10 protein-coding genes are annotated in these 13,382 nt (G+C 63.4%); 9 read left to right on the top strand and 1 reads right to left on the bottom strand.

Going from position 1 to position 13,382, the window contains the following annotated elements; all coding sequences use genetic code 11:
• Positions 1–12 precede the first annotated feature (12 nt).
• The 8 genes from lpxD to tilS all read left to right on the top strand — a co-directional run bounded on the left by lpxD (position 13) and on the right by tilS (position 10,112).
• On the top strand, positions 13–1,050 hold the full coding sequence (gene lpxD, locus ACWHRL_RS15465) for a UDP-3-O-(3-hydroxymyristoyl)glucosamine N-acyltransferase (RefSeq protein ID WP_447529954.1): 1,038 nt from the start codon (positions 13–15) through the stop codon (positions 1,048–1,050).
• A 134-nt stretch (positions 1,051–1,184) separates the two neighbouring features.
• Positions 1,185–1,628: a 3-hydroxyacyl-ACP dehydratase FabZ gene (gene fabZ, locus ACWHRL_RS15460; RefSeq protein WP_447529953.1), complete on the top strand. Its 444-nt coding sequence runs from the start codon at positions 1,185–1,187 to the stop codon at positions 1,626–1,628.
• Positions 1,625–2,392 carry an acyl-ACP--UDP-N-acetylglucosamine O-acyltransferase gene (gene lpxA, locus ACWHRL_RS15455; RefSeq protein WP_447894376.1) on the top strand — a complete coding sequence of 256 codons (768 nt, stop codon included), beginning with the start codon at positions 1,625–1,627 and terminating at the stop codon, positions 2,390–2,392. The genes fabZ and lpxA overlap by 4 nt, the downstream gene beginning before the upstream one ends.
• Before the next feature lie 58 nt (positions 2,393–2,450).
• Positions 2,451–3,644 carry a lipid-A-disaccharide synthase gene (lpxB, locus tag ACWHRL_RS15450; protein WP_447894375.1) on the top strand — a complete coding sequence of 398 codons (1,194 nt, stop codon included), beginning with the start codon at positions 2,451–2,453 and terminating at the stop codon, positions 3,642–3,644.
• Positions 3,625–4,245 (top strand): ribonuclease HII, encoded by a 621-nt coding sequence (rnhB, locus tag ACWHRL_RS15445; RefSeq protein ID WP_447894374.1) that lies wholly within the window; start codon positions 3,625–3,627, stop codon positions 4,243–4,245. Before lpxB ends, rnhB begins: the two co-directional genes overlap by 20 nt.
• Before the next feature lie 36 nt (positions 4,246–4,281).
• Positions 4,282–7,788 (top strand): DNA polymerase III subunit alpha, encoded by a 3,507-nt coding sequence (gene dnaE / locus ACWHRL_RS15440; protein ID WP_447894373.1) that lies wholly within the window; start codon positions 4,282–4,284, stop codon positions 7,786–7,788.
• Between the two features lie 106 nt (positions 7,789–7,894).
• Entirely contained in the window at positions 7,895–8,851 is a 957-nt protein-coding gene (locus tag ACWHRL_RS15435; RefSeq protein ID WP_447529948.1) for an acetyl-CoA carboxylase carboxyltransferase subunit alpha, read from the top strand.
• Positions 8,832–10,112 (top strand): tRNA lysidine(34) synthetase TilS, encoded by a 1,281-nt coding sequence (gene tilS / locus ACWHRL_RS15430; RefSeq protein ID WP_447894372.1) that lies wholly within the window; start codon positions 8,832–8,834, stop codon positions 10,110–10,112. The genes ACWHRL_RS15435 and tilS overlap by 20 nt, the downstream gene beginning before the upstream one ends.
• Positions 10,113–10,118: 6 nt before the next feature.
• On the opposite strand, the gene ppx is transcribed toward tilS, so the two are convergent.
• Positions 10,119–11,654: an exopolyphosphatase gene (gene ppx, locus ACWHRL_RS15425; protein ID WP_447894371.1), complete on the bottom strand. Its 1,536-nt coding sequence runs from the start codon at positions 11,652–11,654 to the stop codon at positions 10,119–10,121.
• Between the two features lie 460 nt (positions 11,655–12,114).
• On the opposite strand from ppx, the gene rho reads away from it, so the two are divergent.
• Positions 12,115–13,374, top strand: coding sequence for a transcription termination factor Rho (gene rho / locus ACWHRL_RS15420; protein WP_447529945.1), 1,260 nt, complete (start codon positions 12,115–12,117; stop codon positions 13,372–13,374).
• Positions 13,375–13,382: the final 8 nt, after the last annotated feature.

Here is a 13,382-nt window from a genome sequence, read left to right as displayed (position 1 = left end):
TTGTGGGCTCCCATGACGCACGCTCCTCACACCATCACGCTGGCTGATATCGCTCGCCACCTGGACATCGCCTTCGACGGCGACGCTGACCAGCCGATTCGCGGATTGGCAACGCTCAAGGAAGCCGAGCCCGACCAGATCGCTTTTTTGGCCAACCGCGCCTATCTCAAGGATCTGACGACCACCCGGGCAGCGGCGGTGCTGCTTCACCCCGAGCACGGCAAAAACTGCCCGGTGCCTCGCCTGGAGATCGACAACCCGTACCTGGCCTACGCCAAAGTCTCCCAACTGTTCGACCCCGTGAAAGCCCGGGATACGATCGGCATACACCCAACCGCGGTGGTCGCCGACGACGTCGTGCTAGGCGAAGACGTTTCGATCCAGGCCCACGCAGTGATCGAGTCCGGCGTCACGCTGGGCGCGCGGGTGGTGGTCGGCGCCGGGAGCATGATCGGCGCGGACACCACGATCGGTGAGGGCTCGCGCCTGCACGCCAACGTCACCGTTTGCCACGGCTGCGTGATCGGCAAGCGGGTGATCCTGCAAAGCGGCTGCGTGATTGGCGGCGACGGCTTCGGCTTTGCCCACGACGGCGCGGGCTGGCACAAGATCGCCCAGCTGGGCGGGGTCGTGCTCGGCGACGACGTGGAAGTCGGCAGTTGCTCGAGTATCGACCGCGGCGCACTGGGCGATACGTTGATTGGCCGCGACGTCAAAATCGACAGTCAGGTACAGATCGCCCACAACGTGACTATCGGCGATCACAGCGCGCTGGCGGGCTGCGTGGGCATCGCCGGCTCCACCCAGGTCGGCAAGCACTGCATGCTGGGCGGCGGGGTCGGGCTCTCCGGCCACCTGACGATCTGCGACGGTGTCCAGGTCACCGGCATGAGCCTGGTGACCAACTCCATTTTAGAGCCGGGCGTTTACTCCTCCGGGACCGGGGCGATGAACAACACCCAGTGGCGCAAGAATGCCGTACGTTTCAAGCAACTCGACGAGATCGCCAAGCGGCTGAACAAGTTGGAAAAAGTACGCCGCGATGAGTAGAGGCGCGTTTTAGGTTCGCGCCAGGTGGCCCTTCACCCGGCTGCGGGGGTATAATTCGCCACCTTTTGCCAGCGGCGACGCTGGCATTTACCTGATTCGCTATCAGGTTTTTTGTCTTTTTTGAGGTCGTTACGATGGTTATGGATATTAACGAAATTCGCGAATACTTGCCCCACCGCTATCCGTTCTTGCTGGTGGATCGAGTGACGCAGTTAACTGTGGGCGAATCCATCGTGGCGTACAAGAACGTCAGCATCAACGAGCCTTTCTTCAATGGGCACTTCCCCCATCACCCGATCATGCCCGGCGTGCTGGTGATCGAAGCACTGGCCCAGGCCTGCGGCATTTTGGGCTTCAAAACCGTCAACAAGCTGCCCGCCGATGGCTACGTGTACTACCTCGTGGGCAGCGACAACGTGCGCTTCAAGCGCCCGGTCATGCCCGGCGACCAGCTGCGTCTGGAGGCGAACGTGATTCGTGGCAAGCGTGGTATCTGGAAGTTTGCCTGCGAAGCCACGGTGGACGGCGAGCTTGCCTGCGCAGGGGAAATCATCTGTGCCGAGAGGAAGGTAACTTGATACATCCTACCGCACTGATCGACCCAACGGCCCGCCTTGCCGACGACGTCGAGGTCGGCCCGTTCACCGTGATCGGCCCCGATGTCGAGATCGACGAGGGCTCGGTGATCGGGCCCCACGTGGTGGTCAAGGGCCCCACCAGGCTTGGCAAGCGCACGCGTATTTTCCAGTTCGCCTCCGTGGGTGAGGAGTGCCAGGACAAGAAGTACGCCGGCGAACCCACCCGCCTGGTGATGGGCGATGACAACGTCGTGCGCGAAGGCGTGACGCTTCATCGCGGCACCGTGCAGGATCGCGGCGAAACCACCATCGGTTCGCGCAATCTGTTCATGGCCTACGTCCACGTCGGCCACGATTGCCTGATCGGCGACGACTGTATTCTTGCCAATCAGGTGACCCTGGCCGGCCACGTGACCGTCGGCAATTTCGCGATTTTGGGTGGGCTCTCGGCGGTCCATCAGTTCTGCCACTTTGGCGACTACGCCATGGCCGGCGGCGGCTCGATCATCACCAAGGACACGCCTTGCTACATGATGATCAACGGCAACCCGGCCGAGGCGCGCGGACTCAACCTGGTAGGGCTCAAACGCCGCGGCTTCAGCCGCGAGGTGATCAGTGCGCTGACCGCCTCCTATAAGCTGGTCTACCGCCAGGCAATGACCGTCGAGCAGGCCCTCGAAGAAATGCGCACGCGCTTCGATATCCCCGAGGTCACGCACTTCGCCGACTCGATCGAGCGCTCCACGCGCGGTATCGTCCGCTAGATCAGAACCGGGTGACGCTCTGCCACGGCGTGACCACCAACGCCACAGGAAGATGAGCATGGCCTTAGCGCGTGTATACCTTGTCGCCGGCGAGCTCTCGGGCGACCAGCTGGGGGCCGGGCTAATGCGTGCGCTGCGCGCGCGCCACCCAAACGTCGAGTTTCGTGGTATCGGTGGGCCCAATATGCAGGCCGAGGGCATGCAGAGCCGCTTTCCGCTGGAAACCCTCTCGGTCATGGGGCTGGTCGAGGTGGTCAAGCACCTGCCCGAACTCGTTCGCGTACGCCGCACGCTCTTTTTTGAGGCGTGTGAGTGGCAGCCGGACATCATGATCGGCATCGACGCGCCGGACTTCAATACCGGCCTCGAGCTCAAGCTGCGCCGCGCGGGCATCAAGACCGCCCACTACGTGAGCCCCTCGGTATGGGCCTGGCGCCAGGGCCGGGTCAAAAAGATCGCCCGCGCCGTGGACGCCATGCTGACGTTTCTGCCTTTCGAGGCGGCGTTCTATCAACGCCACCAGGTGCCGGTCGCCTTCGTCGGCCACCCGCTGGCCGACGAAATGGCGCTTCAAAACGACCGCACCGCTGCCCGCCAGGCGCTCGGGCTTCCCGAGGACGGCCCCCTCTTGGCGGTGCTACCCGGCTCCCGGGGCAACGAAATCCGCTTCATGGGCGAGACCTTTCTCGAGGCGGTGACGCGGCTCAAGGAGCGCCATCCAGCGCTTTGCGTGGTCATTCCCGCCGCCACCGCGCAGCGCTACCAGGAGCTCGAGGCGCTTTTACGCCGCACCCCGGCGCTCGCGGCCACGGTCACGCTCATACAAGGCAATGCCCGCGAAGCCATGGTGGCCAGCAACCTGGTGCTGCTGACCTCCGGGACCGCCGCGCTTGAAGCGATGCTTTGTCACCGGGCGATGCTGGTGGCCTACAAGATGGCCCCGGCCACTCATTGGCTTGCCAGGCGGCTGGTCAAGACGCGCTGGATCTCGCTACCCAACCTGATCGCCCAAGAGGCGCTGGTGGAGGAGCTCGTTCAGGACGCTGCCACGCCGGAGGCGATTGTCGACGCGCTGAATGCGTTGCTGGAGGATGACGCTTCCCGCCAAGCGCTGGAGGCGCGCTTTGCCAGCATGCACGCCGCGCTTCAACGCGGGGCGAGCGTTCGCGCGGCGCTGGCCGTCGAGGCGGTCGCCGAAGGCCGCCCGCTACCCAAGGATTCCGAGGAGTCGTATGGCCGTCAAGACACCTAAAGAGTACCCGCCTCTACAGATTCCCTACACCGGCGCGTACCTGGCCGGTGTGGACGAGGTTGGGCGCGGCCCGCTGGTGGGCAGCGTCGTTGCCGCGGCGGTCATTCTCGACCCGGCAGCGCCCATCGAGGGGCTCAACGACTCGAAGACTTTGAGTGCGGCCAAACGCGAAGCGCTGGATGCGCAGATTCGGGCCCAAGCGCTGGCTTACTGCGTGGCCGAGGCGAGCGCTTCGGAGGTGGACGCGCTCAATATTTTTCACGCCACGCACCTGGCCATGCGTCGGGCGATTGACGGCCTCGCCCCGCAAGCAGAGTATTTGCTGGTGGACGGCAATCGTTTACCCGGCCACGCGCTTCCCGGGCAGGCCGTCGTCAAGGGCGATGCCCGCCACACGGCGATTGCCGCAGCTTCGATTCTGGCCAAGGTGGCCCGGGACGCCCAGATGGTGGCGCTCGATGCGTGCCACCCGGCCTATGGTTTCGCCCGCCACAAGGGCTACCCGACCAAAGAGCACCTCGCGGCGCTGGCGGCGCACGGCCCGCTGAGTGAACATCGCGTAAGCTTTGCGCCGGTCAAGCGTCAGCTAGCGCTGGCCTGACGACGGCCCATTTATTTATCCAGTGGTGAAAGTCCTATGACGTCTCCCTTCGTTCATCTGCGTTTGCACAGCGAATACTCCCTGGTCGACGGCCTGGTGAAGCTGAAATCGCTGGTCAGCACGACTGAAAGCCGCGCCATGCCGGCGCTGGCCTTGACCGACGAGGCGAACCTGTTCGGCCTGGTGAAGTTCTACAAGGCCGCCCAAGGCGCAGGGCTCAAGCCGATCATCGGCTCTGACCTGTGGCTGGCAAATCCTCATGATGCGGCGCACCCGTACCGTATTACGCTTTTGGCGATGAACGACGTGGGCTATCGCAACCTGACCGAGCTGATCTCCAAAGGCTGGAGCGACGGCCAGCGCCAGGGCCGCGCGATTCTGGACAAGCAGTGGGTGCTCGCGCAAAGCGACGGCCTGATCGTGCTTTCCGGGGCACGCGAAGGCGAGATTGGCCGTCACCTTTTGAGCGATCACGAGCGTGAAGCGAAGGCGCTTTTGGAGCAGTGGCAGGCGGCGTTTCCCGACCGGTTCTACCTGGAGCTCGTGCGTACCGGGCGCGCGCTGGAAGAGGCCTGCGTGCATGCAAGCGTGAAGCTTGCCGTGGAAACCGGCACGCCGGTAGTGGCCACCAACGACGTACGTTTTCTGGAGCGCGACGACTTTTGGGCCCACGAAACCCGGGTGGCGATCGGTGAGGGCAAGGCGCTCGACGATCCGCGCCGCGAGCGCCGCTATAGCGAAGAGCAGTACCTGAAAACCCCGGAGGAGATGGCCGAGCTCTTCTCGGATATCCCCGAGGCGCTGGAGAACAGCGTGATGATCGCCAGGCGATGCAGCGTCGATGTGCGCTTGGGCGAAATCTTTCTGCCCGAGTTCGGCATCCCCGAAGGCATGACCCAGGACGAGTTCTTTAGAAAGGTCTCCCACGACGGCCTGACCGAGCGCCTCGATTTCCTGTTTCCTGCTGAGCGCTACCCGCGGGACAGCGACGAGTACAAGGAGATCGACCAGCGCTACCGGGAACGGCTCGACTTCGAGCTCGAGATCATCATCCAGATGGGGTTTCCCGGCTACTTTCTGATCGTGATGGACTTCATCCAGTGGGCCAAGGACAACGACGTACCGGTGGGCCCGGGTCGCGGCTCCGGCGCCGGCTCCTTGGTGGCCTACGCCCAGAAGATCACCGATCTCGACCCGATTGGTTACGACCTGCTGTTCGAGCGTTTCTTGAATCCCGAACGTGTCTCGATGCCCGACTTCGACGTCGACTTTTGCATGGAAAAGCGCGACCGGGTCATCGACTACGTGGCGGATCGTTACGGGCGTAACGCGGTGTCCCAGATCGTCACTTTCGGCACCATGGCCGCCAAGGCCGTAGTGCGCGACGTGGCCCGTGCCCAGGGGCGGCCCTACTCACTCGGCGACAAGCTCTCCAAACTGATTCCCTTTGAAGTGGGCATGACGCTTGGCAAGGCGATCGAGCAGGAGCCGGCACTCAAGGAGTTCATCGAGTCCGATGACGAGGCCGAAGAGATCTGGGAGATGGCGCTCAAGCTCGAGGGCACCACCCGCGGCACCGGCAAGCACGCCGGTGGCGTGGTCATCGCCCCCACCAAGCTAACCGACTTCTCGCCCCTTCTGTGCGACGAAGACGGCTCCGGCCTGGTGGTGCAGTTCGACAAGAACGATATCGAAGAGGCGGGGCTGGTCAAGTTCGACTTTTTGGGTCTGCGTACGCTCACGATCATCGACTGGGCGCTGGAGATGGTCGACAAGGTGCGCGACGCGGCCGGGCAGGGCTCGCTCAACATCGACGCCATTCCGCTCGATGATGGCAAGACGTTTGAAATGCTCAAGCGCGCCGAAACCACCGCGGTGTTCCAGCTCGAATCCCGCGGCATGAAGGAGCTGATCAAGCGCCTGTTGCCGGACTCACTCGACGACATGATCGCTTTGGTGGCGCTTTTCCGCCCGGGCCCGCTTCAGTCCGGCATGGTGGACGACTTCATCAACCGGAAACACGGCCGCGCCGAAGTATCTTATCCACACCCGGATTACCAGCACGAGCTGTTGAAACCGGTGCTTTCGCCGACCTACGGCATCATCCTGTACCAGGAACAGGTCATGCAGATCGCCCAGGTCATGGCGGGATACAGCCTGGGCCAGGCGGACATGCTGCGCCGGGCGATGGGTAAGAAAAAGCCCGAAGAGATGGCCAAGCAGCGCGCCGGCTTCATGGAAGGGTGCGCGGCCAACGGCATCGACAAGGACCTAGCGGGCAACATCTTCGACCTGGTGGAAAAATTCGCCGGCTACGGTTTCAACAAATCCCACTCCGCCGCCTACGCGCTGGTCTCCTACCAGACCGCCTGGCTGAAGGCGCACTACCCGGGGCCGTTCATGGCCGCGGTGCTCTCCACCGAGATGGACAACCTCGACAAGGTCGTGCCCTTGATCGAGGAGTGTCGCAACTTAAAGCTCACCGTGACCCCGCCGGACGTCAACGTGGGGGGCTATAAGTTCACCGTGGATATCGAGGCTCGGGTGGTTTACGGGCTGGGCGCGATTCGTGGCGTCGGCGAAGGCCCCATCGGTGCCATCGTCGAGGCCCGCGAGGCGGACGGCCCCTTCAAGGATCTGTTCGATTTCTGTCGGCGCATCGACGCCAAGCGGATGAACAAGCGCACCCTCGAGGCGCTGATTCGCTCAGGCGCCTTGGATAATCTCGGCCCCAACCGGGCGGTGCTGTTTGCGGCCATGGAGGACGCCTTGAAGGCGGCGGCCCAGAACCACGCCAACCAGAATCTTGGCATGATGGATATGTTCGGCGAGGCGTTCGCGGTAGAGGAAGAGCAGGAAAGCGATGTCTACCTGGAATACCGCCACGCCCGGGAGTGGTCCGACCGTGAGCGGTTGGCTGGCGAAAAGGATACCCTCGGCCTTTATCTCACCGGTCACCCGATCGACGAGTACGAGCGGGAGCTCAAGCGCTTCGTCTCCACGCGCATCAGCGAGCTCAAGCCCTCCTGGGAGCCCCAGCGAGTGGCCGGGCTGGTGGTCGCCATGCGCACCATGAAATCCAAGCGCGGCGACACCATGGCGTTCGTCACCCTGGACGACCGTACCGGGCGCATCGAAGCCTCGATCTTTGGCGAATTGTTCGAGCAGCTTAGAGGCCAAAGTCTCGACGGCCAGGTGCTGATCGTCGAAGGCGACGTGTCGAGCGACGACTTCTCCGGTGGGCTCAAGCTACGCGGCAAGGAGGTCACGCCCATGGTGGCGGCGCGGCTGCGCTACGGTCAGGGCGTGGAGATCGCCCTGGACGCCGCGCAGATCAACGGCCGGCTGGTCGAGAGCCTGCGCGATTGTCTAACCCCATACCGCGACGAGGCCGGGCTTCCGATACACCTTCACTACCGCCACGCGGATGCTACCGGGTGGCTGGCACTCGACGACAGCTGGAGCGTGACCCCCAGCGACGACCTGTTGCAAACCCTTCGCGACGTCGAAGGTCAGGTCGGTATCCAGCTGCGCTACAAGTAGCGTTTGACCGGTGCGCCTTGCGCGCGCCGGTTAGGGTGCGATAATGCACGTTTGACGACGTTTTTAATCAGGCTTGTTTTTTACAGGCAGCTTACAGGCAGAGCCGATGAACCCCAACTATCTCGATTTTGAGCAGCCCATAGCAGAGCTTCAGGCGAAAATTGAGGAGCTGCGCTTGGTAAGCTCCGACAACCAGGTCAACCTGTCCGACGAAATTACCCGGCTCGAAGAGAAAAGCCGCAAGTTGACCGAGTCGATCTTCAAGGATTTGACGCCCTGGCAGGTATCCCAGATTTCGCGCCACCCTCAGCGCCCCTATCCGCTGGACTACTTCGCCTCGATCTTCACCGATTTCGACGAGCTGCATGGCGATCGTAACTTCGCCGACGACGCGGCCCTGGTGGGCGGCGTGGCGCGCCTCGACGATGCCCCGGTGATGGTGATCGGTCACCAGAAAGGGCGTGACGTCAAAGAGAAGGTGCGCCGCAACTTCGGTATGCCGCGCCCGGAAGGCTACCGCAAGGCGTGCCGCCTGATGGAAATGGCCGAGCGTTTCAAGATGCCGGTGCTGACCTTTATCGACACCCCCGGCGCCTACCCCGGCATCGACGCCGAGGAGCGGGGCCAATCCGAGGCCATCGCCTATAACCTGGCGGTCATGTCGCGGCTGAAAACCCCGATCATCTCGACCGTAGTGGGCGAGGGTGGCTCCGGCGGGGCGCTGGCCATCGGCGTGTGCGACGAGCTGCACATGCTTCAGTACTCGACGTACTCGGTGATCTCGCCGGAAGGCTGTGCCTCCATTTTGTGGAAAAGCGCCGACAGGGCGTCCGAGGCCGCCCAGGCCATGGGCATCACCGCCGAGCGCTTGAAGGAGCTTGGCTTCGTCGACGAGCTGATCAAGGAGCCGCTGGGCGGCGCTCACCGTCACCCGCAAACCACCGCCGAGCGCGTCAAGCAGACCTTGGGCGAAAGCCTCGACCGGCTCAAGCGCATGGATACCGACGCGCTATTGGAGCGCCGTTATGATCGCCTGATGAGCTATGGCGCGCCCACCGCATAAGCCCTCGGATTCGCTCGAACGGCTGTTGATCGACGCCCTGGCGCATACAGCGCCGGGGCGCTCTATTTGGGTGGCGCTCTCCGGCGGGCTGGACTCCACGCTACTGCTCACCCTGGCCGCCAGGGTATGCCGCCAGGCCGGCCGACCCCTTCACGCCCTGCACGTCAATCACGGCTTACAGCCAGGTGCCGCCGACTTCGAGGCGCACTGCCAGGCCCTGTGCCATACCCTCGAGGTGGCGCTTAGCGTGGCTACCGTCCACGTCGATGTTCAGGGTGACGGGGTCGAGGCCGCCGCGCGGCGAGCGCGCTACCAGGCGTTCGCCGCGCACGTGCCTCCGGGGGATACGCTGTGGCTTGCTCAGCACCAAAACGACCAGGCCGAAACGTTTCTGCTGGCCGCGCTTCGCGGCAGCGGCGTGCGCGGTCTGGCGGGTATGCCTTACCTGCGCCAGTGGCAGGGGCGCACGCTTTTACGTCCCTGGCTTGGCATAGCGCGCAGCGATTTTGAGACGGCCGCCCAGGCGCTTGGCCTTAAGTGGTGCGATGACCCATCCAACGAGGATATCGCGCTGGATCGTAACCGGCTGCGCCACACCGTAATACCCGCCCTGGCGCAGCGTTGGCAAGCGCCAGCCGCGCTCGCCCAAAGCGCGGCACTGGCCGCCGAGGCCGACACGCTGTTAAGCGAGTACGCCGCCGAGGATCTGGCCCGTATCACCTGCGGGCCCGGATGCATCGACGCCACCGCGCTCGGCGCCTATTCGCCGGCCCGCCAGCGTCTTTTGATCCGCACGCTCTGTCAGTCGCTCGAGCTTCCCACCCCGCCCAGGGCGCGTTTGATGGGTCTTTTGGGCCAGCTAAAGGCGGCGGCGGATGCCCGCGTGCAGGTGAGCTGGCCCGGGGCCGAGGCGCGGTTATGGCGGGGGCGGCTTTATCTCATGGCGCCGCTGGGCGCGCTGCCCGAGTGGCAGGTGGACTGGAACGGCGAGGCGGGCGTTGCAACGCCCCTGGGGCCATTGAGCGTGGCGCTAAACCCGTTACAGGCGGTGACGCTGCGCTTTCGTCAGGGCGGTGAGGTGATCGATCTGGCCCGGCGTGGGCGGCGCGATCTCAAACGACTGCTGCAGGAGGCGGGGGTGCCACCCTGGCAGCGCCCCCGGGTGATCGTGGTGATGAGCGGCGGTCGCTGCCTGGGCGCTTTGAGCGGGCCAGGCCAGGTGCTGTTCGAAGCCCGGGACGCCGCGCTTCGCGGCATTTGAGCGCTTTTACACCAGCTTCAGCGCAAACCCCGCCGCCTGCATGTAGGCCTGCTCCTGCTCTAAATCGGTGCTCAAAAGCGTCGGCTCGTCGCTTGCCGGCAGGGTGAGCGTCAGCGTCTGTTCGCTGGCGCTCAGGTTCGGCGCGGTGGGCGTCTCTTCCGGGCGGGAGTGGTTGATCAGCACCGCCAGGCGCAGAAGCCGCGCCAGCTTGGCGTTGGCATCGCGCTGGGCCGCGGGCAGGTTTTGCCACTCCTTGACCGGAAACTTGCGCCGGTGGGCGCGCACCAGCTGCGCCAGAAGTTGCTGCTCCGGGCGCGAGAAGCCGGCCAAATCCGAGTGCTCCAGCAAGTAGGCGCCGTGGCGGTGAAACTGGCTGTGGGAGATCGCAAGCCCTATTTCGTGCACCAGGCACGCCCACTGCAAAAAGTGGCCCTGCTCATCGGAGAGCCGCCAGGCGCGCTTGACCTGGTCGAACAGCCGTTTGGCGGTCAGCGCCACGTTGCCGGCCTGGCGGGTATCCACATCGTAAATGCGCTGCAGATTGGTCAGGGTTTTGGCGCGGGTATCCTCGGCGTCGTTGCGCCCGGCCATGTCGAACAGTACGCCTTCGCGAAGCGCCCCGTCGGCAAAGCGCATCTCCTTGAGGTCGAATGCCTCGAAGATCGCGCCCAAAATCGCCACGCCCGCCGGGAACACCCGGGCGCGGTCCTCCTTGAGGCCGTCCAGGGCGACCTTGTCGAGGCTTTTGCACTTGATCAGCCGCTCGCGCAGCTTCTTGAGCCCCGCCCGGGTAATCAGGCCTTCCTGAGGCGTATCGCCGTAGGCAAAGAGCACGCTGGCGGCGGCCTTGATGGTGCCGCTGGAGCCTACCGGATCGGCCCAGCCCAGGCGCTGGTAAGGGCGCTGGATGTTGGCAAGCTCGGAAAGCGCGGCAAGCTCGGCGCGGCGCATGCGCTTCTCACTGAGCTCGCCATCGGGAAAGTAGCGGCTCGAGTAGGTCACGCAGCCCATGCGCAGGCTTTCGAGTGCTTTGGACTCGAAAGCCTCGCCGATAATCAGCTCCGTCGAGCCGCCGCCGATATCGACGATCAATCGTCGGCCATTTTCGGCCAGCGCGTGGGCGGCGCCCAGATAGATCAACCGCGCTTCTTCGCGCCCGGCGATGATCTCGATAGGGTGGCCCAACTGGGCTTCGGCCTGTTCGATGAAATCCTGGCTGTTGTGGGCATCGCGCAGGGCGTTGGTGCCCACCACCCGCATATTGGCCGGGGCGATGTCGTTCAAAAAAGGCGCAAAGCGCGCCAGGCACTCGAGGGCGCGCTGCATGGCAGGTTCGCTTAGATAGCCGCTCTCATCGAGCCCGGCGGCTAGCTGCACCTTTTCACCCAAGCGCGCGACCACCTGAAGGCGCTCGTTGGCGTAGTTGGCTACTAGAAGGTGGAAGCTGTTCGACCCCAGGTCGATGGCGGCCAGACGCGCCGGTTCGGTGCTGTCCGAGGCCGGGGCCGGGTCGGCGTCCGAGAGCGAGTGATCCTTGAGCATGAGCGTTCCTTCCAGTGGGCTACGCCAAGGTTGCGTCGCCAATAGGCCGTTGTCAATTGTCAGGGGCTTGCGTTTAGCCCGCCGCTTGACTACCATCGAGCTACTGGCCTGATTCAGGGTGGTTCGTTGGCAATTTCTAACGGACATTGACCTAACGGACATTGACCTAACGAACGTTGACGCAGAAGCCGTTGTTGCGAAACGTCAGCCTTGAACGTCTAACTGGCCTGATTCCAAGTCGTCAGAACCCGTTGATTCTGCCCACTCCTTGAGCAGATCAAAATAAGCAGATTCCAAGCACCTTCGAGTCGAGCAGCACCTGCGCTTTCAGTATGGCGGGGCGGCGTCGCTCAACTCGTCTAGCGGGACCTGAACGCACCACTGGGCGGACTCAAAACGCCTCCTGTCTTATTCCCGGCGCTCGGCGCCTGGCTTTCATGAGCAATTTTCTAACACTCCGATGAATCTCACTGAACTCAAGCAAAAATCCGTTCCCGAGCTGCTCGAAATCGCCCGCGAAATGGGGATCGACAACCTGGCTCGTTCGCGCAAGCAGGACATCATCTTCGCTATCCTCAAAAAGCACGCTAAAAGCGGTGAGGATATCTACGGCGACGGTGTGCTGGAAATTCTCCAGGATGGCTTTGGCTTTCTGCGCAGCGCCGACAGCTCGTATCTCGCCGGGCCGGACGACATCTACGTGTCGCCGTCACAGATTCGTCGTTTCAATCTGCGCAAGGGCGACTCGATCTCCGGCAAAATTCGTCCGCCGAAAGAGGGTGAGCGCTACTTCGCGCTGTTGAAGGTCAGCCAGATCAACTTCGACCGTCCGGAAAACGCCAAGCACAAGATTCTCTTCGAGAACCTGACGCCGCTGTTTCCCAATGACCGGCTCCCTCTGGAGATCGGCAACGGCTCCACGGAAGATCTGACCGCGCGTATCCTCGATTTGACCGCACCGATCGGCAAGGGCCAGCGGGGGCTTTTGGTGTCGCCGCCCAAGGCGGGTAAGACGTTGATGCTGCAAAACATCGCGACGTCCATTACGCGCAACAGCCCCGAGTGTCATCTGATCGTGCTGCTGATCGACGAGCGCCCGGAGGAGGTGACCGAAATGTCGCGCACCGTGCGCGGCGAAGTGGTCGCCTCGACCTTCGATGAGCCGCCGGCCCGCCACGTGCAGGTCGCCGAGATGGTCATCGAAAAGGCCAAGCGCTTGGTCGAGCACAAAAAGGACGTGGTGATTCTGCTCGACTCCATCACCCGCCTGGCCCGTGCCTACAACACCGTCGTACCCAGCTCCGGCAAGGTACTGACCGGTGGTGTCGATGCCCACGCCCTTGAAAAGCCCAAGCGCTTCTTCGGTGCGGCGCGTAACATCGAAGAGGGCGGAAGCCTTACGATCATCGCCACGGCGCTGGTCGACACCGGCTCCAAAATGGACGAGGTGATCTTCGAGGAGTTCAAGGGTACCGGCAACATGGAAGCGCACCTGGACCGCAAGCTGGCGGAAAAGCGCGTTTTCCCGGCGATCAACATCCGCCGCAGCGGCACCCGCCGCGAGGACCTTTTGGCCTCGGAAGACGAAATGCAGCGTATGTGGATTTTGCGCAAGCTCTTGAACCCGATGGAAGATACCGCCGCCACGGAATTTTTGATCGATCGCTTGAAAGATACCAAGACCAATCTTGAGTTTTTCGAGGCGATGAAGCGCCGTTAAGACGGCGG

It is taken from the genome of Vreelandella sp. GE22, from assembly GCF_968212445.1.
The sequence above is the reverse complement of the archived record's forward strand: the minus strand, read 5'-3'. Positions and strand labels throughout refer to the sequence as shown.

Bases quoted from the DNA above. Each gene is read 5' to 3' on its own strand.
- rnhB (WP_447894374.1), top strand. From the start codon at position 3,625: ATGGCCGTCAAGACACCTAAAGAGTACCCGCCTCTACAGATTCCCTAC.
- ACWHRL_RS15435 (WP_447529948.1), top strand. From the start codon at position 7,895: ATGAACCCCAACTATCTCGATTTTGAGCAGCCCATAGCAGAGCTTCAG.
- ppx (WP_447894371.1), bottom strand. From the start codon at position 11,654: ATGCTCAAGGATCACTCGCTCTCGGACGCCGACCCGGCCCCGGCCTCG.
- dnaE (WP_447894373.1), top strand. From the start codon at position 4,282: ATGACGTCTCCCTTCGTTCATCTGCGTTTGCACAGCGAATACTCCCTG.
- rho (WP_447529945.1), top strand. From the start codon at position 12,115: ATGAATCTCACTGAACTCAAGCAAAAATCCGTTCCCGAGCTGCTCGAA.
- lpxB (WP_447894375.1), top strand. From the start codon at position 2,451: ATGGCCTTAGCGCGTGTATACCTTGTCGCCGGCGAGCTCTCGGGCGAC.
- fabZ (WP_447529953.1), top strand. From the start codon at position 1,185: ATGGTTATGGATATTAACGAAATTCGCGAATACTTGCCCCACCGCTAT.
- lpxD (WP_447529954.1), top strand. From the start codon at position 13: ATGACGCACGCTCCTCACACCATCACGCTGGCTGATATCGCTCGCCAC.
- tilS (WP_447894372.1), top strand. From the start codon at position 8,832: ATGGCGCGCCCACCGCATAAGCCCTCGGATTCGCTCGAACGGCTGTTG.